Source organism: Exiguobacterium sp. s125, assembly GCF_018618605.1.
GTDB classification, from domain to species: Bacteria; Bacillota; Bacilli; order Exiguobacteriales; family Exiguobacteriaceae; genus Exiguobacterium_A; species Exiguobacterium_A oxidotolerans.
Genome location: NZ_JACSMI010000009.1, coordinates 1 through 17,692 on the forward strand (window position 1 = coordinate 1; position 17,692 = coordinate 17,692).

30 protein-coding genes are annotated in these 17,692 nt (G+C 47.2%); 1 reads left to right on the top strand and 29 read right to left on the bottom strand.

The genetic code is table 11. The features are described 5' to 3' along the window. Positions 1-382: 382 nt before the first annotated feature. From KNQ05_RS14685 to KNQ05_RS14695, 3 genes are all read right to left on the bottom strand, one after another. Positions 383-988 (bottom strand): KinB-signaling pathway activation protein, encoded by a 606-nt coding sequence (locus KNQ05_RS14685; RefSeq protein ID WP_088836014.1) that lies wholly within the window; start codon positions 986-988, stop codon positions 383-385. 3 nt (positions 989-991) lie between these two features. Then, complete coding sequence (locus tag KNQ05_RS14690; RefSeq protein WP_029332281.1) at positions 992-2,023, bottom strand: Mrp/NBP35 family ATP-binding protein; 1,032 nt, start codon at positions 2,021-2,023, stop codon at positions 992-994. A 180-nt stretch (positions 2,024-2,203) separates the two neighbouring features. Next, positions 2,204-2,836 (bottom strand): M15 family metallopeptidase, encoded by a 633-nt coding sequence (locus KNQ05_RS14695; protein WP_214805988.1) that lies wholly within the window; start codon positions 2,834-2,836, stop codon positions 2,204-2,206. A gap of 100 nt (positions 2,837-2,936) precedes the next feature. Here KNQ05_RS14695 and KNQ05_RS14700 point away from each other — a divergent pair, with 100 nt between their 5' ends. Further along, the gene (locus KNQ05_RS14700) at positions 2,937-3,227 is read left to right on the top strand and encodes a hypothetical protein (protein WP_088836012.1); all 291 of its coding nucleotides are present in this window, start codon (positions 2,937-2,939) and stop codon (positions 3,225-3,227) included. 92 nt (positions 3,228-3,319) lie between these two features. Here KNQ05_RS14700 and rpsI read toward each other — a convergent pair whose 3' ends face one another. The 26 genes from rpsI to rpsQ form a co-directional block, all read right to left on the bottom strand. Then, complete coding sequence (gene rpsI, locus KNQ05_RS14705; RefSeq protein ID WP_012369042.1) at positions 3,320-3,712, bottom strand: 30S ribosomal protein S9; 393 nt, start codon at positions 3,710-3,712, stop codon at positions 3,320-3,322. Positions 3,713-3,736: 24 nt separating this feature from the next. Next, positions 3,737-4,174, bottom strand: a complete 438-nt coding sequence (gene rplM / locus KNQ05_RS14710) for a 50S ribosomal protein L13 (RefSeq protein ID WP_012369041.1) — start codon at positions 4,172-4,174, stop codon at positions 3,737-3,739. Between the two features lie 155 nt (positions 4,175-4,329). After that, positions 4,330-5,079 carry a tRNA pseudouridine(38-40) synthase TruA gene (gene truA, locus KNQ05_RS14715; RefSeq protein WP_029332277.1) on the bottom strand — a complete coding sequence of 250 codons (750 nt, stop codon included), beginning with the start codon at positions 5,077-5,079 and terminating at the stop codon, positions 4,330-4,332. Continuing rightward, positions 5,079-5,870, bottom strand: a complete 792-nt coding sequence (locus tag KNQ05_RS14720; protein WP_088836011.1) for an energy-coupling factor transporter transmembrane component T family protein — start codon at positions 5,868-5,870, stop codon at positions 5,079-5,081. The genes truA and KNQ05_RS14720 overlap by 1 nt, the downstream gene beginning before the upstream one ends. Next, entirely contained in the window at positions 5,867-6,724 is an 858-nt protein-coding gene (locus KNQ05_RS14725; RefSeq protein ID WP_029332275.1) for an energy-coupling factor transporter ATPase, read from the bottom strand. The genes KNQ05_RS14720 and KNQ05_RS14725 overlap by 4 nt, the downstream gene beginning before the upstream one ends. Beyond that, the gene (locus KNQ05_RS14730; RefSeq protein ID WP_029332274.1) at positions 6,712-7,542 is read right to left on the bottom strand and encodes an energy-coupling factor ABC transporter ATP-binding protein; all 831 of its coding nucleotides are present in this window, start codon (positions 7,540-7,542) and stop codon (positions 6,712-6,714) included. The genes KNQ05_RS14725 and KNQ05_RS14730 overlap by 13 nt, the downstream gene beginning before the upstream one ends. Before the next feature lie 95 nt (positions 7,543-7,637). Then, positions 7,638-8,009 carry a 50S ribosomal protein L17 gene (gene rplQ / locus KNQ05_RS14735; protein ID WP_023466649.1) on the bottom strand — a complete coding sequence of 124 codons (372 nt, stop codon included), beginning with the start codon at positions 8,007-8,009 and terminating at the stop codon, positions 7,638-7,640. Between the two features lie 34 nt (positions 8,010-8,043). After that, on the bottom strand, positions 8,044-8,988 hold the full coding sequence (locus KNQ05_RS14740; RefSeq protein ID WP_214805991.1) for a DNA-directed RNA polymerase subunit alpha: 945 nt from the start codon (positions 8,986-8,988) through the stop codon (positions 8,044-8,046). Positions 8,989-9,125: 137 nt separating this feature from the next. Continuing rightward, complete coding sequence (gene rpsK / locus KNQ05_RS14745; protein WP_029332272.1) at positions 9,126-9,521, bottom strand: 30S ribosomal protein S11; 396 nt, start codon at positions 9,519-9,521, stop codon at positions 9,126-9,128. 16 nt (positions 9,522-9,537) lie between these two features. Then, the gene (gene rpsM, locus KNQ05_RS14750; RefSeq protein WP_012369033.1) at positions 9,538-9,903 is read right to left on the bottom strand and encodes a 30S ribosomal protein S13; all 366 of its coding nucleotides are present in this window, start codon (positions 9,901-9,903) and stop codon (positions 9,538-9,540) included. Positions 9,904-9,923: 20 nt separating this feature from the next. After that, positions 9,924-10,037: a 50S ribosomal protein L36 gene (gene rpmJ, locus KNQ05_RS14755; RefSeq protein ID WP_003156543.1), complete on the bottom strand. Its 114-nt coding sequence runs from the start codon at positions 10,035-10,037 to the stop codon at positions 9,924-9,926. A 33-nt stretch (positions 10,038-10,070) separates the two neighbouring features. Then, positions 10,071-10,289, bottom strand: coding sequence for a translation initiation factor IF-1 (infA, locus tag KNQ05_RS14760; protein WP_012369032.1), 219 nt, complete (start codon positions 10,287-10,289; stop codon positions 10,071-10,073). Between the two features lie 150 nt (positions 10,290-10,439). Beyond that, on the bottom strand, positions 10,440-11,192 hold the full coding sequence (gene map / locus KNQ05_RS14765) for a type I methionyl aminopeptidase (protein ID WP_029332271.1): 753 nt from the start codon (positions 11,190-11,192) through the stop codon (positions 10,440-10,442). After that, positions 11,192-11,839, bottom strand: coding sequence for an adenylate kinase (locus KNQ05_RS14770; protein ID WP_026834297.1), 648 nt, complete (start codon positions 11,837-11,839; stop codon positions 11,192-11,194). Before KNQ05_RS14770 ends, map begins: the two co-directional genes overlap by 1 nt. 72 nt (positions 11,840-11,911) lie before the next feature. Continuing rightward, the gene (secY, locus tag KNQ05_RS14775) at positions 11,912-13,201 is read right to left on the bottom strand and encodes a preprotein translocase subunit SecY (RefSeq protein WP_088836008.1); all 1,290 of its coding nucleotides are present in this window, start codon (positions 13,199-13,201) and stop codon (positions 11,912-11,914) included. Beyond that, positions 13,201-13,641 carry a 50S ribosomal protein L15 gene (gene rplO, locus KNQ05_RS14780; protein ID WP_029332269.1) on the bottom strand — a complete coding sequence of 147 codons (441 nt, stop codon included), beginning with the start codon at positions 13,639-13,641 and terminating at the stop codon, positions 13,201-13,203. Before rplO ends, secY begins: the two co-directional genes overlap by 1 nt. A gap of 35 nt (positions 13,642-13,676) precedes the next feature. Continuing rightward, entirely contained in the window at positions 13,677-13,862 is a 186-nt protein-coding gene (rpmD, locus tag KNQ05_RS14785; RefSeq protein ID WP_012369027.1) for a 50S ribosomal protein L30, read from the bottom strand. 18 nt (positions 13,863-13,880) lie between these two features. Continuing rightward, a complete protein-coding gene (gene rpsE / locus KNQ05_RS14790) occupies positions 13,881-14,381 on the bottom strand; it encodes a 30S ribosomal protein S5 (RefSeq protein WP_012369026.1) in 501 nt (166 codons plus the stop codon). Between the two features lie 22 nt (positions 14,382-14,403). Further along, the gene (gene rplR / locus KNQ05_RS14795; protein WP_029332268.1) at positions 14,404-14,754 is read right to left on the bottom strand and encodes a 50S ribosomal protein L18; all 351 of its coding nucleotides are present in this window, start codon (positions 14,752-14,754) and stop codon (positions 14,404-14,406) included. Between the two features lie 37 nt (positions 14,755-14,791). Next, a complete protein-coding gene (rplF, locus tag KNQ05_RS14800; RefSeq protein WP_029332267.1) occupies positions 14,792-15,328 on the bottom strand; it encodes a 50S ribosomal protein L6 in 537 nt (178 codons plus the stop codon). 31 nt (positions 15,329-15,359) lie between these two features. Beyond that, on the bottom strand, positions 15,360-15,758 hold the full coding sequence (gene rpsH / locus KNQ05_RS14805; protein WP_012369023.1) for a 30S ribosomal protein S8: 399 nt from the start codon (positions 15,756-15,758) through the stop codon (positions 15,360-15,362). A 31-nt stretch (positions 15,759-15,789) separates the two neighbouring features. Then, entirely contained in the window at positions 15,790-16,059 is a 270-nt protein-coding gene (rpsN, locus tag KNQ05_RS14810; RefSeq protein ID WP_012369022.1) for a 30S ribosomal protein S14, read from the bottom strand. A 14-nt stretch (positions 16,060-16,073) separates the two neighbouring features. After that, positions 16,074-16,613, bottom strand: coding sequence for a 50S ribosomal protein L5 (gene rplE, locus KNQ05_RS14815; protein ID WP_029332266.1), 540 nt, complete (start codon positions 16,611-16,613; stop codon positions 16,074-16,076). Positions 16,614-16,644: 31 nt separating this feature from the next. Continuing rightward, positions 16,645-16,956, bottom strand: a complete 312-nt coding sequence (gene rplX / locus KNQ05_RS14820) for a 50S ribosomal protein L24 (RefSeq protein ID WP_029332265.1) — start codon at positions 16,954-16,956, stop codon at positions 16,645-16,647. Positions 16,957-16,990: 34 nt separating this feature from the next. Continuing rightward, positions 16,991-17,359, bottom strand: a complete 369-nt coding sequence (gene rplN, locus KNQ05_RS14825) for a 50S ribosomal protein L14 (RefSeq protein ID WP_012369019.1) — start codon at positions 17,357-17,359, stop codon at positions 16,991-16,993. 48 nt (positions 17,360-17,407) lie between these two features. Continuing rightward, the gene (gene rpsQ / locus KNQ05_RS14830; RefSeq protein WP_014969155.1) at positions 17,408-17,671 is read right to left on the bottom strand and encodes a 30S ribosomal protein S17; all 264 of its coding nucleotides are present in this window, start codon (positions 17,669-17,671) and stop codon (positions 17,408-17,410) included. Positions 17,672-17,692 lie beyond the last annotated feature (21 nt).

A 17,692-nucleotide genomic window follows, 5' to 3' on the forward strand; every position in this document is an offset into this window, starting at 1 on the left:
CGCCAGCGTTCGTCCTGAGCCAGGATCAAACTCTCCATAAAGTGTTTGACTTGCTCGTTTTTGTGACTAAAAGTCACGTTGACGAAGCTCGCGCTTCATTCATTGTTTGTATCCGAAGATACGTTTTTTGCCTCATCGTTCAGTTTTCAAAGTCCGATATGTCATTTGACGACTTTTAAATCTTACAGTAAAGTATTAACTGATGTCAATTCTTTTTTATAAGTTTTTTTCGTTGTATGACGCTCGCTTTCGGTGTGTGCCTCAGCGACATGTATTAATATATCAACTCTTGTTTTTCACGTCAACTGTTTTTCTAAAAAAACTTTTAAAAAAGATGGACTCGATGGAATAGGTCAGAACAACCATCCCTCGAGTCCTTTTCTTATGCCTGTTTTTGCGACTGTACTTTCGCTGGAGCAGGCTTTTCTTGCAGGCGATGCAACATCAGGATTTGATACGCATTACAAACCAAGAGTGTCGCCAGTGCGGCCCAAAGCATCCGCTTGTCTTGCGTTGCCTGAAGAGCTGGTACCCATTCAATCAACGTGATGACCGTCATTAAGAATAACGTCGGGATGAAAGCACTGAAATTTGTTTCACGGGCTTTCGTACGCGCGACGAGAAATGCGACGAACAATAAGACAACCATTTCACCAATATAGAGGCTTGTTTTATCGAATCCGAACGCAAGTCCACGTAAGTAGACGCCGTCAAACAAGGCGAAGGCAATCAAAACGACCTGAACCCGATTCCATAACTTTGCGCCGCGGAACAGATCAAGTCCGACCCGGTGCAAAATCAAATAAGAGAAAAAGCCCATCAGGCTGATTGCCGTCCATGTACTACTGTATGCCAAGGCCGTAATGTATCCGCTAATCGATTGATTGCGGACGTACCCTGGTTCAGCGACAAGGTTAAACACGAAGCCGGCTAGCGTCCCAATTAGGAGCGTCATCCAGAACAGCTTCAAAAATCCTTTAATCTTCATGTATTATCCCTCTACTTTTTCGATGACACGCGCTGCGAGTTCATTATAGTGTGTTTCAAATGGATGGTCATCGCGATAAATCGATGGTGCAAAGTCCGATTCATTCGCATATGGTTGTCCAAGTGGAATCTTAGCTAGAATATCTGTTTTTAGCGCTTCTGACAACTTCTCTCCGCCACCTGATCCGAAGACATACTCTTTTTCACCGGTTACCTTGCTTTCGAAGTACGCCATATTTTCAATGATACCGAGCAAACGGTGGTTCGTCTTAATCGCCATCGCACCGGCACGAGCTGCAACGAATGCCGCTGTCGCATGTGGTGTCGTGACAATCAATTCCTGACAGCTTGGGAGCATCGAGTGAATATCAAGTGCGACGTCACCCGTTCCTGGCGGCAAATCGAGCAAGAGGTAATCAAGATCGCCCCACTCAACATCCGAGAAGAAGTTATTGAGCATCTTCCCGAGCATCGGTCCACGCCAGATGACTGGTGCATTGTCTTCGACGAAGAAGCCCATCGAGATGACTTTTACGCCAAACCGCTCTGGCGGAATGATCCGGTCATTGACGACGGTCGGTCGTGTTTCAATTCCCATCATATCCGGAACACTAAAACCATAGATATCCGCGTCGATCAAACCGACTTTTTTACCTGCCCGTGCAAGGGCAACTGCGAGGTTGACGGAAACCGTCGATTTTCCGACGCCCCCTTTACCAGAAGCGATCGCGATGAACGTCGTCCCTGACTCCGGTTTAAGAATCGATGGTGTCGTCGCTGCCTGAATCCCGTGATCGCCGAGTGCCTCGAAACGAAGTCCGACCGTCTTGAAGCCTTTTTCTTTTAACTCTTTAACGATTTCTTGTTGTAACGTCAACTGTTCACCTGAACCTGCTTGCGCAAGTGCGATTTTCAGGCTGACGTAGTCTCCTTTGATTCGGACATCACGAATCCCGTTCGTATCTGCAAGCGAGCGTTCGATCGTCGGATCAATTAACTGTCCGACTACCTCGCGAATTTCTTGTTCATTCAACATAGTGCCTTCCCCCTGAGAACGTTCGATTTATTCCATTTCAGTATAACAAAAATAAGATAGCGCTTGCACATTTCGGCTCATAAAGGATGACATTTCCTTGTCGACCCGGAAGAATCAGTCCAGCAGCTTCAAAAAAAGAGATCTCCTCCGCGCTGTCGCTAAAAGGGATCTCCCGATCTGTTAAAACATCCGATTCCAGGTTGCCGGTCCGACGACTCCGTCAACTGCTAATCCTTGACGTGCTTGGTAGGCACGGACCTTTTCAACCGTCTCTACATCAAATCGTTTCGTGACGGTTGCCTTGACCGCCCGCTGAATCCGCTCGATGTCCCGACTGTTCATCTGGACGGCCCCTCGATAGAGCGGCTGTCCCGGATAAGGCACTAAAACATCCGTCGTCACTGTATTTAACTCAAAGTGCGGATAATCTTTAAATCCACTCCAATCTCCGCCCCAGGAAAAACATTGCCGTTTCATTGCCTGGACGATTTGTTGAAAGTTGGCATCGGTATTAAAGATCGCTTCCGTTCCGTCCATGGAGTATTGAAACAGATCAACGGCAATCCCGCGGTTATGATTTGATTGTCCTCCACGGGCATGCGTGACAATCGCTCCCGGCGTCGTTCGTCCTTGCGCATAGAGTTTCTCCTGCTCGGCATAGGAACGGAAGCCTTGGGCCACTCCGACATAAATTCCTTTGACATGGAGTTCCCGGATGACTTGGCGTGTCTTTCGGGCGACTTCCGGCGAGAGTCCGGGAACATTCAGTTTTCGATTGGCTCGTTCGAGCAACCAACTGACTGATAGTGTCATCTTTCACCACACTCCTTTCTCCTCTGTTCCCGAAAACAGAATCCGGTATACTTAACGATGGACTTATCCTCACCAAGCATTCGGAAAAAGGAGTTTTTTGATGAAAAAAATGTTAGTCTTCGCAAGCGTCATCACAGTCTTCTTACATATCGGCTATGCGATTTACTTTTATGCAGGGCATGAAGCAAATGTAGCTTATCAACCCGCTCTCCCTGAAAACAGCACGGTGTTAAGTCAGGAGACGTCTTTTACCGGTACAGTCGGTTCACAGACGGCGAATGATCCTCTTGCATTTTTACAGCATCTGTTCCTCTGGAGTATCCCGCTGACGTTTGTTGCTCTCACAGCACTCTTATTCCTCATCCGAACAATACGACGACGTACGTTTTGAACGGCAGACAGTTGCTTGACCGCTTTTTTAATTAGAGAGCGGTCTTTTGGCATAAAAAAATCTCCCACCCGTAAGGATGAGAGATAAAACGATTAACGTTTTGAGAACTGAGGTGCACGACGTGCTGCTTTAAGACCGTATTTTTTACGTTCTTTCATACGAGCATCGCGTGTTAAGAAGCCTTTAGCTTTGAGTGTTCCACGGAAATCTGGATCCGCTTGAAGAAGTGCACGTGAGATACCGTGACGGATAGCGCCTGCTTGACCAGTGAAGCCGCCGCCTTTGACCGTTACCATGATATCGTATTTACCTTCTGTTTCTGTGAGTACAAGTGGTTCTTTTGCAGTCATGATTAAAGTTTCATAACCGAAGTATTCGCTGATATCGCGCCCGTTAACTGTGACTTTACCGTCTCCAGCAACGAGGAAAACGCGAGCTGCCGCGTGTTTACGGCGACCAGTGCCGTAGTAACGTACATCTGCCATCGTGTAGTTCCTCCTAAATTCGTATTAACCGCGAAGTTCGTAAACTTCTGGTTGTTGTGCTTCTTGCTTATGAGTATCTCCAGCGTAAACGTGGAGTTTGTTGAACATTTGACGACCGAGGCTACCTTTTGGAAGCATCCCTTTGATCGCGAGTTCAAGCATACGCTCAGGTTTGTTAGCGAGTAAGTCGCGTGCGACAGTCTGCTTCAAGCCGCCTGGATGACCAGAGTGACGGTAGTAGACCTTTTTGTCGAGTTTGTTACCAGTTAATACGATTTTCTCAACGTTGATGAGGATAACGTGATCCCCACAGTCAACGTGTGGTGTGAACGTAGGTTTGTGCTTACCGCGGAGAAGTGAAGCCACTTCGCTCGAAAGACGACCGAGTGTTTTGCCTTCTGCGTCGATAAGGAGCCATTTGCGTTCTACATCAGTAGCTTTCGCCATGAAAGTTGTGCGCATGTAAAATACCTCCTAAGGAATTTAAAAGTTTCTTTTTTGATTTTTCATTTATTCACTGTGTGAATCTATCAGAATCTTAGGTGTACGGGGCTAAGATTGTGGTTTCATAATAAATGAAATGCCAATAAACATTGTATGTTTTTTAGCGGCTAATGTCAAATGCCTTTTTTAGACTCTGGGTAGAAAACTTCCCAAAGGTACAACCCGTGCGGTGGTGCCGTCACACCAGCGACGTTTCGATCCTTCGCGGCAAGCATCTTCTTGATGTCCGTAGCGGCAAAACGTCCGCGTCCGACATCAAACAAAGTCCCGACCATGATACGAATCTGATTATAGAGAAAACCGCTTCCTTTAAACCGAAAGATCAGCTCTTCCCCGTACTCAATCAACTCCGCTTCATAAATCGTCCGGATCCGATTATCCGTTTCCGTCTTCGCGACACAAAACGAACTGAAATCATGGGTGCCGACTAAATACGTCATCGCTTGACGCATCACGTCGAGATCAAGCGCGTACGGAATCAATACCGATTGATGACGTCGAAACGCATCTTCGGTCCGGCGTACGAAGTACCGGTACTCTTTCCCCACTACATCATACCTTGCTTCGAAGTCAGAAGCGACCTCTTTACAGTCCCGGACACGAATATCGTCCGGTAATAACGTATTTAAGGCCTTGACCATGCTGTCCGGCGCAATCGCAAGTTCCGTATCGAAATGGATGACTTGCCCCTGTGCGTGCACACGAGCGTCTGTACGCCCTGATCCAATCACCTTGACCGGGTGCTTGTGCATCCGCGCAAGCGTCTTCTCGACGACCTCCTGGATCGTTACACCATTCGGTTGGACTTGGTAACCAGAGTAACCCGTCCCGTCATATTGAATCGTACATTTAAAACGTCGCATCAGAAACCTCCCCGTAAGTAAACAAGCAGGAGCGCGACGACGACGAGGAGACCCATCAAACCGGTATCACGTGCCGTCCATTTCGATTCCCGAAGACGCGTCCGTCCTTCTCCCCCACGGTAGCCGCGTGCTTCCATCGCAATCGCGAGGTCCTCTGCCCGCTTAAAGGCCGAGATGAACAATGGAATCAAAAGTGGGATGATTGCCCGCAGACGCTCTTTAATCGGTCCTGCCGCTAAATCAACACCACGTGCCTGCTGTGCTTTCATGATCTTCTCCGTCTCTTCTGCCAATGTCGGTAAGAACCGCAGCGAAATCGAGAGCATCAAGGCAATCTCATGCGTCGGAACGCGGACGACCTTGAATGGCTTCAAAAGCAACTCAATTGCATCTGTCAGCTCGATCGGTGACGTCGTCAAGGTGACGAGTGTCGTGATCGAGACCAAATAGAAGAAGCGGAGCGAGACGATGATGGCGAGACGCAGACCTTCCGAATAAATTTTAAACCATCCAAATTCGAACAAGACGGTTCCTTCTCGCGTAAAGAACAGTTGAACGATGAAGGTGAAGACGATTAGGAAAAGAATCGGACGTAAGCCCTTCAAGACGTAGCGGAGTGGCAATTTACTACTCGCTAACGCTAAAAACGTAAAGATGAGTAAAAAAATGTTCGTCGCTGCATTGTTCGCGAGGAACACGAGCGGGATGAAACAAAATGCAAAAATAATTTTTGCAAGCGCAGAAGAACGATGAAGATAGGACGTACCCGGAATATGTTGTCCGACGATCATATACGTCCCCCCTGTACCTGTAGAATCCAATCCACGACTTCCGGTTCCGTTCGTAAGTTCGGACGCGAAAGTCCGAGTCGGTCTGCCACCGGCCAGGCAAGTGCTAAGACGTGCGGAAGATCAAGATGGAACTGCTTCAGCAGCTCCGCCTGTTGGAATAATCCGATCGGCTCTCCATCATACGCGACTTGTCCATGCTCCATGACGACGACACGATTCGTATATTCGAGCACTTGATCCATATCATGCGTGATCAAGAGTAATGTCAAACCCGTTTCCGCATGAAGCCGGGCGAAAAGACTCAGCATTTGCTTACGTCCTTGCGGATCGAGTCCAGCGGTCGGTTCGTCGACGATCAACACGTCTGGTTGACTAGCGAGTACGCCTGCGATCGCAACACGCCTCATTTGCCCACCAGACAAGTCAAACGGCGATCGGGACCAGAAGACTTCGTCTAGCCCTACTGTGCGTAATGCCTCTTTTGCGAGCCGTTCCGCCTCTTCCTGCTCATGCCCGAAGTTCATTGGACCGAACATGACATCCTTTAAGACTGTTTCTTCAAACAGCTGGTACTCAGGATACTGAAAGACGAGACCGACACGTTTTCGTAGTGCCTTTAAATCTTGTTTTCGTTTTGGTTCAATGATGATGTCATCGACTTGGACTTTTCCTCTCGTCGGTTTCAGCAATCCATTGATGTGCTGGACGAGCGTCGACTTCCCAGACCCAGTGTGCCCTACAAACGCAACAAGCGCCCCTGACGGAATCTCAAGATTCACATCACGCAGCGCGACTCGTTCGAACGGACTATTAAGTTGGTACGTATAGTTCAATTCCTGGATTAGGATTGGCATAAGCGGTTCACCAATTCACTTTCATCTAGTATCGTGTCCCCATACGAGAGACCTCGCGCCCGCAATTGCTCCTGAACTCGAACGATGAAAGGAACATCGAGACCGATTTCTTGGAGAAACGCCGATTTCGCAAAGACTTCTTGAGGTGTACCTTCTAATACGATTTTCCCGGCATCCATCACGATGACACGACTGGCCTGTAAGACCTCGTCTAATTCATGTGTAATGGCGACTACCGCCATCGGATGTCGTTCATATAATTCTTGAACGGTCGACATAACCTCTTCACGTGCGAGTGGATCAAGCATCGATGTTGCTTCATCAAGCACGAGAACATCAGGGCGCATCGCAAGTGCCGAAGCAATTGCGACACGCTGCTTCTGTCCGCCGGATAGTTGATGGGGTTCCCGATCAACAAAATCCGTAAGGCCAACGCGCGCTAGACTGTCGTCAATACGACGAACCATTTCCTCGCGTGGCACACCCCAATTTTCAAGGGCAAATGCCACGTCGTCGCGCACGGTCGTGCCAACAAATTGATTATCTGGATTTTGAAAGACGATGCCGATTGCCCGACGCATCTCCCATAGTTGCTCCGGATTCGCACTCGAGAACGTCTCGCCTACGGTCACCGTCCCTGATTCAGGAAGCAACAAGCCATTAAACAATTTAGTCAGCGTTGATTTTCCAGAGCCGTTGTGTCCAACGATGGCGACCCATTCACCAGAATGAATCGTCAGAGAGACATCTTGTAACGCAGCTTGTTCCTGTTCCGGATACCGATACGTAACGTGATCCAGTTCAATTAGCTTCGTCATGTCTACTCCTCCTTCATCAAATCAATTAATTCCATTTGTAACAAAAGGGCAGAAGCGAGTTACGCACTGCCCTTTTATAACGAATCATTTAAAAATTAAACGAGTTCGATGATGACCATTTCTGCGCCGTCACCACGACGTGGTCCCATTTTCATGATGCGTGTGTAACCACCTTGACGCTCAGCAAAACGTGGAGCAACATCAGCGAATAATTTTTGGATCGCGTCTTGTGCTTTGCCCTCTGCGTTTTGACCAGCAGCTTCACGGCGAACGAACGATGCAACTTGACGACGAGCGTGGAGATCACCGCGTTTACCTAAAGTGATGAGTTTCTCAACGACTGGACGAAGTTCCTTCGCTTTTTGTTCTGTAGTTTGGATACGCTCATTGATGATGAGATCAGTCGCAAGGTCACGCAAAAGTGCCTTACGTTGTGAGCTTGTACGGCCTAATTTCGAGTATGCCATGGATGGATTCCCTCCTTCGTGCAATTAATAGTTTTTAGTCTTCTTTACGCAAACCAAGTCCGAGTTCGTCGAGCTTCGCTTGAACTTCTTCGAGTGATTTACGTCCGAGGTTACGAACTTTCATCATCTCGTCTTCGCTCTTATTCGCGAGTTCTTGAACCGTATTGATACCAGCGCGTTTCAAACAGTTGTACGAACGAACTGAAAGATCGAGTTCTTCGATCGTCATTTCAAGTACTTTTTCTTTTTGATCTTCTTCCTTTTCGACCATGATTTCGGCATGGAGCGCTTCGTCCGTAAGACTAACAAAGATGTTTAAGTGTTCTGTCATGATTTTCGCACCGAGTGACACTGCTTCTTCAGGGCGGATTGAACCGTCCGTCCAAACATCAAGCGTCAATTTATCGAAGCTCGCATCTTGACCGACACGTGTTTTTTCAACTTGATAGTTTACACGTTGAATTGGCGTGTAAATCGAATCAATTGGGATCACACCGATTGGCATATCGTCCCGTTTGTTATCTTCAGCCTGAACATACCCACGACCGCGACGAGCTGTCAGACGCATATGAAGTGATGCACCTTCTGCAAGTGTTGCAATGTGAAGTTCTGGGTTGAGGATTTCGACGTCGCTGTCATGCGTAATGTTTGCCGCAGTAACAACGCCAGCGCCTTGAATATCGATCTCAAGTGTTTTCTCTTCTTCCGAGTAAACTTTGAGGGCGAGTTTCTTAAGGTTCAAGATGATTTGGGTAACGTCTTCTACAACGCCATCAATCGTCGAGAACTCATGAAGAACGCCATCGATTTGGACTGCAGTGACTGCAGCACCCGGAAGTGAAGATAATAGGATACGACGCAATGAGTTACCAAGCGTTGTACCGAATCCACGCTCAAGCGGTTCTACTACGAATTTACCAAACGTAGCGTTTTCGCTTAATTCGACCGTTTCAATCTTCGGTTTTTCGATTTCGATCATCTGAACCCCTCCTTGAATATCGTCCTGTTGGCCATCGCGTTCAATCGCCAACCGTCTCGTGTACGTGTCTACTGCTTGATTTGGTCAAACGATCAACAAAAGTCTACTCGATTTCCCGCTTTGCAGTACAAGACGGGTTACACGCGACGACGTTTTGGAGGGCGGCAACCGTTGTGTGGAACTGGAGTTACGTCACGGATCGCTGTAACTTCGAGACCGATTGCTTGAAGCGCACGGATAGCAGCTTCACGACCTGCACCAGGACCTTTAACGTTGACTTCTACAGTACGCATACCGTTGTCCATTGCAGTTTTTGCAGCTGTTTCAGAAGCAAGTTGTGCTGCGAATGGAGTCGATTTACGTGAGCCTTTGAAGCCCATGTTACCTGCAGTTGCCCAAGAGATTGCATTCCCTTGCACATCAGTGATCGTAACGATTGTGTTGTTGAATGTTGAACGGATATGCACGATACCAGACTCAATATTCTTTTTGACTTTACGTTTACTACGAACGTTCTGTTTACGTTTTGCCATATTAGTTTACCCTCCCTTACTTCTTCTTGTTCGCTACTGTACGGCGTGGGCCTTTACGAGTACGCGAGTTGTTTTTAGTGTTTTGACCACGAACTGGAAGACCACGACGGTGACGAACACCACGGTAGCAACCGATTTCGATCAAACGTTTGATGTTGAGTGAGATTTCACGACGAAGGTCACCCTCAACTTTTACTTTATCTAAACCATCACGAAGTTGGTTGAGTTGTTCTTCAGTCAATTCACGAGTACGAGTATCTTCAGAGATACCAGCTTCTTTCAAGACTTTCTGAGCAGTCGTTTTACCAACACCATAGATGTAAGTGAGTGAGATAACGATGCGTTTCTCACGTGGAATATCTACACCAGCAATACGTGCCATGTGTGCACCTCCTTGTTTAATTACCCTTGTTTTTGTTTATGCTTAGGGTTTTCGCAAATAACCATTACTTTGCCTTTACGGCGGATAACTTTACACTTTTCACAGATCGGTTTAACCGAAGGTCTTACTTTCATTGTGAATACCTCCTCCTGAAAAAATCGGAGTTTTTATTTGAAACGGTATGTGATCCGTCCGCGAGTTAAGTCGTATGGTGACAACTCAACTGTTACTTTATCTCCTGGTAAGATCCGAATGAAGTGCATCCGAATTTTTCCTGAGACGTGCGCGAGGACCGTGTGGCCGTTTTCTAACTCCACCTTAAACATCGCATTTGGAAGTGGTTCGATAACCGTACCTTCCACTTCGATTACATCTTGTTTCGCCATCAATTATACCCCTTTCTCTATAAAGTTGATTGGGAGCCCAGACGATTTGTAGCGCTTAGGGGCTTTCTACAGTAGCCGTTGAGAGATCATCGGTCACAAACACGAGTGGATAGCGGCTTATAGAAAGGTGACACCAATAACGCGCACAGCTCACTCTGCATCGACCGTTAAGATCTCGTAGCCGTCGTCTGTGATGGCGATGGTGTGCTCAAAGTGGGCGCACATGCTACCGTCCACTGTCACTACCGTCCAATTGTCGGATAGTGTGCGAACATAGCGTTTCCCGACGTTGACCATTGGCTCAATCGCCAGTGTCATGCCGGTTTTCAGGCGCGGCCCTTTCCCCGGTGGTCCATAATGTGGGATTTGCGGATCTTCATGCAAATTTTGTCCCACGCCGTGGCCCACATATTCGCGGACTACAGAAAAATTCGCTGCTTCGACATGTGACTGAATCGCATGCGAAATATCTGTCAGGTGCACACCAGCTTTGGCGCGCTCCAATCCTTTATACAGAGATTCTTCAGTTACGTCAAGTAACTGCTTTGTCTCTTCAGAGATTGTACCGACCGGATATGTCCAGGCTGAATCTCCGTGATATCCATTATACTCCGCCCCGATATCAATCGAGATGATGTCTCCATCGTGGAGTACGCGGTCACCCGGAATACCATGGACAAGTTCTTCATTTACTGATGCGCAGATGCTACCAGTAAACCCATTATAACCTTTAAACGATGGTGTTGCCCCTTGACTTCGAATATAACGTTCAGCGATCGCGTCGAGTTGCCCCGTCGTGATGCCTGGACGAATGTGAGCTTTAAGCTCCTTATGCGTCCGAGCGACGATTTGTCCTGCCTTACGCATAATGTCGATTTCACGCGGCGCTTTCGTAATGATCATTACTGACCACCAAGAAGTGCTTGAACATCGGAGTAAACTTCATTAATCGGACGATCACCGTCCAAATTACGAAGATACCCTTTTTCAGCGTAAAAGTCAATCAAAGGTTGCGCTTGCGCGACGTTGACTTCAAGACGACGGCGAACCGTTTCTTCTTGATCATCTTCACGTTGAACAAGTGCTGATCCGTCGATATCACAGACACCTTCCACTTTTGGTGGGTTATAGATGACGTGATACGTTGCTCCACATGTCGGGCAAATCCGGCGGCCTGTCAAACGAGGGACAAGTTTCTCCGGGTTGACTCCGATGTGAATGACGTGATCGATTTGTTTGTTAAGATCCGCAAGTAATGCTTCAAGAGCATCTGCTTGTTTCACTGTGCGTGGGAAACCGTCAAGAAGAAAACCATTTGCACAGTCTTCTTTGGCGAGACGTTCACGTACGATGCCGATTGTGACTTCATCCGGAACGAGTTCCCCTTTATCCATGTACGATTTCGCTTCCTGCCCGAGCGGTGTTTGATCTTTGATCGCCGCGCGGAACATGTCGCCTGTCGAGATGTGTGGAATGGCGTAGTCTTCGATAATTTTCGCAGCCTGCGTTCCTTTTCCAGCACCCGGCAAGCCCATCAATACAAGATTCATGTCGGTAGCCTCCACTTCTATAGACTCTATAGACACAACAGAAAGGAAAGGGATGGTCCCCTTCCTCCCGCCTTATCGGATAAAGCCTTTGTAGTGTCGTTTAACCAGTTGACTTTCAATCTGTTTCATCGTCTCAAGACCTACACCGATGACAATCAGCAAGCTTGTTCCACCAATTTGCACCGAGTTCGGTAAACCAGCGAACTTAATAAAGAACGTTGGCGTTACCGCGATGACAGCAAGGAAGAGCGAACCGAAGAATGTCAGACGATAGAGGATCTTCGTGATGTATTGTTCCGTTTGCTTACCAGGACGGATACCAGGAATGTACCCGCCTTGTTTTTGAAGGTTCTCTGCCATTTGTTCCGGGTTGACCTGAACGAATGTGTAGAAGTACGAGAAGGCGATGATCAATGCAACATAAATCGACATTCCGATTGGACTCGTATAGTCGAAGATGTCACGAATTTTCGTCGCGTTTTCCGGACTCGCAAAGAAACTTGCAATCGTTGGTGGAGTCACCATGAACGATACCGCGAAGATAACTGGGATAACACCAGCAGCATTCAGCTTCATCGGCAAGTGTGTCGATTGGCCGCCTACTGGCGCACGGTTCACCGTACGCTTAGCGTACTGAATCGGAATCTTACGTGCAGCTTGCTGCACATAGATGACACCGACGATGACCGCAATGATGATTAAAAGCAACAGTACGATATAAAGCACATTGACGAACAAAGCATCCCCTGCATTTTGGAGCTTTGTTTCGTAAATCTGGCGGAACGCGTTCGGGAAGCCTGCGACAATCCCAGCGAAGATGATCATTGATATCCCGTTACCAATGCCCTTCTCCGTAATGAGTTCACCGAGGAACATCAAGAACGCTGTACCAGCCGTCAAAACAAGTGCAATCATAACGTACGTCCAGGTGCCAAAATCTTCATTGACAAGACCTGGATAGATACGGTTAAATCCAAGCGCGATTCCAAACGCTTGGACTAAGCCGAGTACGATCGTTCCATAGCGCGTTACCGTTGCTAACTTCTTACGGCCCGCCTCTCCTTGTTTTGCCCATTCGGCAAACTTTGGAACAACGTCCATCTGTAAGAGTTGGACAACGATCGAGGCCGTAATATACGGCATGATTCCCATCGCAAAGAGTGAGAAATTCTGCAAAGCATTCCCGCCGAAGGAGTTCAAGAATCCGAGAATACCATTCTCGTCAATCTTGAATACTTCAGTGTTTACCATCGGCACTGGGATATGCGCTCCGATCCGGAACACGATAATCAGGGCCAAGGTAAAGAGAATGCGCCGACGGATGTCGGCTACGCGCCACATATTGGAGATCGCTTGAAACATTAGATCACCTCAACCGTACCGCCGGCAGCTTCGATCGCTTGCTTCGCAGCTTCGGAGAACTTGTGAGCTTTTACTGTCAGTTTCTTTTCAATCTTGCCGTTTGAAAGGATCTTAACGCCGTCTTTCATACCTTTGACTGCGCGAGTCTCGATAAGAAGTTCAGGAGTTACTTCAGTTCCTTCTTCAAAACGGTTAAGTGTGTCAAGGTTGATAACCGCGAACTCTTTACGAGTCGGGTTGTTGAAGCCGCGTTTTGGTAAACGACGGAAAAGTGGGTTTTGTCCACCTTCGAAACCTGGACGAACACCACCGCCTGAACGAGCTTTTTGACCTTTGTGACCACGGCCAGAAGTCTTACCGTTACCAGAAGACATACCGCGACCTACACGGTTGCGTTCTGAACGTGAACCAGCAGCTGGTTTCAATTCATGGAGTTTCATAGTGGGGCACCTCCTCATAAAATTATATCGTTCTATTACTCTTGAATTTCTTTAACTGTCAATAAGTGTGACACGTGGTTAATCATCCCACGCATAGCAGCGTTGTCAGGTACGACAACCGTTTGGTGCATCTTACGGAGACCAAGCGTACGAGTAGTAACGCGTTGGTTCTCCGGACGACCGATCATGCTGCGTGTGAGGGTAACTGCGAGTTTCGCCATCTGTATTCCCTCCCTTTCTTAACCGCGAAGTTCTTCGACGGTTTTACCGCGGAGTTTCGCAACGTCTTCAGCACGTTTAAGTGAAGTGAGACCTTTAACAGTCGCACGAACCATGTTGATTGGAGTGCTTGATCCAAGTGATTTCGAAAGAATGTCGTTGATTCCCGCTAATTCGAGAACCGCACGAACTGGGCCACCAGCGATGACTCCAGTACCTTCAGAAGCAGGTTTCAAGAAGACGTGACCTGCACCGAAAATTCCGTTGATTTCGTGTGGAATTGTAGTGTTAACGATTGGAACGTTAACCATGTTTTTCTTTGCATCTTCGATTGCTTTACGGATCGCTTCAGGCACTTCCTGAGCTTTACCCGTACCGAAACCTACGTGACCATTCTTGTCACCTACGACGACGAGTGCAGCAAAACGGAAGCGACGGCCACCTTTTACTACTTTCGCGACGCGGTTTACAGTAACAACGCGTTCTTCGAGTTGATCCATGTTAATTTCTAACTGGCGCATGTAGAGGTTCCCTCCTTTTCTATTAGAATTTGAGACCAGCTTCACGAGCTGCTTCAGCTACAGCTTTGATACGTCCATGATAGAGATATCCTCCACGGTCGAAAACGACTGTTTCAATACCTTTTTCAAGAGCGCGTTCAGCTGCGAGCTTACCGACTGCTGTTGCAGCGTCAGCTGTGTTGCCTTTTTCAAGATCGAGTGATGATGCAGATGCGAGTGTTGCATGTGTTGCATCGTCAATGACTTGTACGTAAATGTTCTTGTTCGAACGGAATACGTTCATGCGTGGACGTGTTGCAGTCCCGATGATTGTACGACGTACACGACCATGACGCTTTTTACGCGTAGCGTTTTTGTCTGCCTTTGAGATCATTTATGCCACTCCTTTCCGGTCAATTCGTATCAACGAATTACTTACCTGTTTTACCTTCTTTACGACGAACGACTTCATCACTGTAACGAATTCCTTTACCTTTGTACGGCTCAGGTTGACGGTACGAACGAATCAATGCAGCAACGTGTCCAACACGCTCTTTGTTGATTCCGCGGATGATGATTTGCGTATTCGTAGGAACTTCGACTTCAATGCCTTGTTCCGGAGTGTACTCGATTGGGTGTGAGTAACCGAGGTTGAGTACGATTTTGTTACCTTGCTTTTGAGCACGGTAACCAACACCTTGGATATCAAGTGTCTTAGCAAAACCGTTGTTTACACCTTCGACCATGTTCGCGATAAGCGCACGAGTCGTTCCGTGAATTGTACGGTTAGCCTTTTCGTCGTTTGGACGAACGACAGTCAATTCATTACCTTCTACGTTGATAGCCATAGTCGGGTTGAACTCACGTGTGAGTTCACCTTTAGGACCTTTTACTGTAACTGTGCTGTTTTCAACTGTTACTGTAACGCCTGCTGGGATAACGACCGGCTTTTTACCAATACGTGACATTTAAGACACCTCCGTTCTTTTTATGCGTGAATTACCAGATGTATGCGATCACTTCGCCGCCGACTTTTTGTTGGCGAGCTTCTTTGTCTGTCATAACACCTTTAGATGTTGAAACGATAGCGATTCCGAGACCACCGAGTACTTTCGGGATTTCATCAGCTTTCGCGTAAACGCGAAGACCTGGTTTCGAGATACGTTTGAGTCCAGTGATAACGCGTTCGTTGCTTGCGCCATACTTAAGGAATACGCGGAGCGTACCTTGTTTGCTGTCCTCGAGATATTCAACATCGCGGATGAAACCTTCACGTTTGAGGATTTCAGCGACTTCACGTTTGATTGTAGAAGCTGGCATTTCCAACTTCTCATGGCGAACCATGTTTGCATTACGAATGCGTGTAAGCATATCTGCAATCGGATCTGTCATAACCATGCGATGTACCTCCTTTCACAACTTTAATGAATTACCAGCTTGCTTTTTTAACACCAGGGATTTGACCTTTATGAGCAAGATCACGGAACTTAATACGGCTGATACCGAATTTACCAATGTAACCGTGTGGACGGCCAGTGATACTGCAACGGTTGTGTAAACGAACCGCTGAAGAGTTACGTGGGAGTTTGCTCAAGCCGATGTAGTCGCCTTGTGCTTTCAATTCTGCGCGTTGTTCAGCGTAGCGCTCTACGAGTGCTTGGCGTTTTACTTCACGTGCGATCATTGATTTCTTAGCCATGTGTGCGGCCTCCCTTATTTTTGGAATGGCATGCCGAGTGCTGTGAGAAGCTCACGAGACTCTTCATCCGTATTAGCAGTAGTTACGATAACGATGTCCATACCACGGACTTTAGATACGCGATCGTAGTCGATCTCTGGGAAGATCAATTGTTCCTTCACGCCTAGCGTGTAGTTACCACGGCCATCGAATGATTTCTTCGATACACCACGGAAGTCACGTACACGTGGAAGTGACACGTTGATCAACTTGTCGAGGAATTCGAACATGCGCTCTCCGCGAAGTGTAACCTTCGCACCGATTGGCATACCTTCACGAAGTTTGAAACCAGCGATTGATTTCTTAGCTTTCGTGATGAGTGGCTTCTGACCAGTGAGGAGCTGAAGCTCTTCTACTGCCATGTCAAGTGCTTTCGTGTTCGTAACAGCGTCACCAACACCCATGTTGATTACGATCTTATCGACTTTCGGCGCTTGCATTACAGAAGTATAGTTGAATTTCTCCATCATTACTTTGACGATTTCGTCTTGGTATTTAGCTTTTAAACGGTTCATCAGAAAGTGGACCTCCTTTCTTTAAATCTTCTTATTTATCTAAAGCTTCGCCCGATTTTTTAGCGATACGTACTTTCTTGCCGTCAACCACAGTGAAACCAACGCGTGTTGGAGTTCCTGTCTTAGGGTCGATGAGCATAACGTTCGATACGTGAATCGGTGCTTCTTTCTCGACAATTCCGCCTTGCGGGTTAAGTTGAGAAGGTTTTGTGTGTTTTTTGATCATGTTAACGCCTTCGACGATAACGCGATCTTTTTTAGGCATAGCAGTAAGAATAACGCCTTGTTTGCCTTTATCTTTACCAGTCATAACCTGAACTTTATCACCTTTTTTGACATGCATCGTTAGAGCACCTCCTTGTAGGAATTCTTTGGAATTAAAGTACTTCCGGTGCCAACGAGACGATCTTCATGAAGTCTTTTTCACGAAGTTCGCGTGCGACTGGTCCGAAGATACGTGTGCCACGTGGGCTTTTATCATCTTTGATGATGACTGCTGCATTTTCGTCAAAACGGATGTACGAACCGTCTTTACGACGAACGCCACGTTTAGTACGAACGACTACTGCGCGTACAACTTCACCTTTTTTGACAACGCCACCTGGTGTTGCTTGTTTAACTGTGCAAACAATTACGTCACCGATGTTAGCAGTTTTGCGACCAGATCCACCGAGGACTTTGATCGTCAAGACTTCACGAGCTCCTGAGTTGTCTGCTACTTTCAAGCGAGATTCTTGTTGAATCATACGATTGTACCTCCCTCCGGATGTTTATTCATCCGAACTAATTAGAGTTTAGATGATTACTGCTTTTTCGACGACTTCTACGAGACGGAAACGTTTGTCCTTAGAAAGTGGACGTGTTTCTTGAATGCGTACAACATCACCGATTTTAGCTGTGTTGCTTTCATCATGCGTTTTATACTTCTTAGAGTAGTTTACGCGTTTGCCGTAGAGCTTGTGCTTTACTTTAGTCTCAACTGAAACAACGATCGTTTTATCCATTTTGTCAGATACGACGCGTCCAGTTAATACTTTGCGGTTGTTAGTGCGTTCCATTGAGTGTTCCTCCTCTCAGAA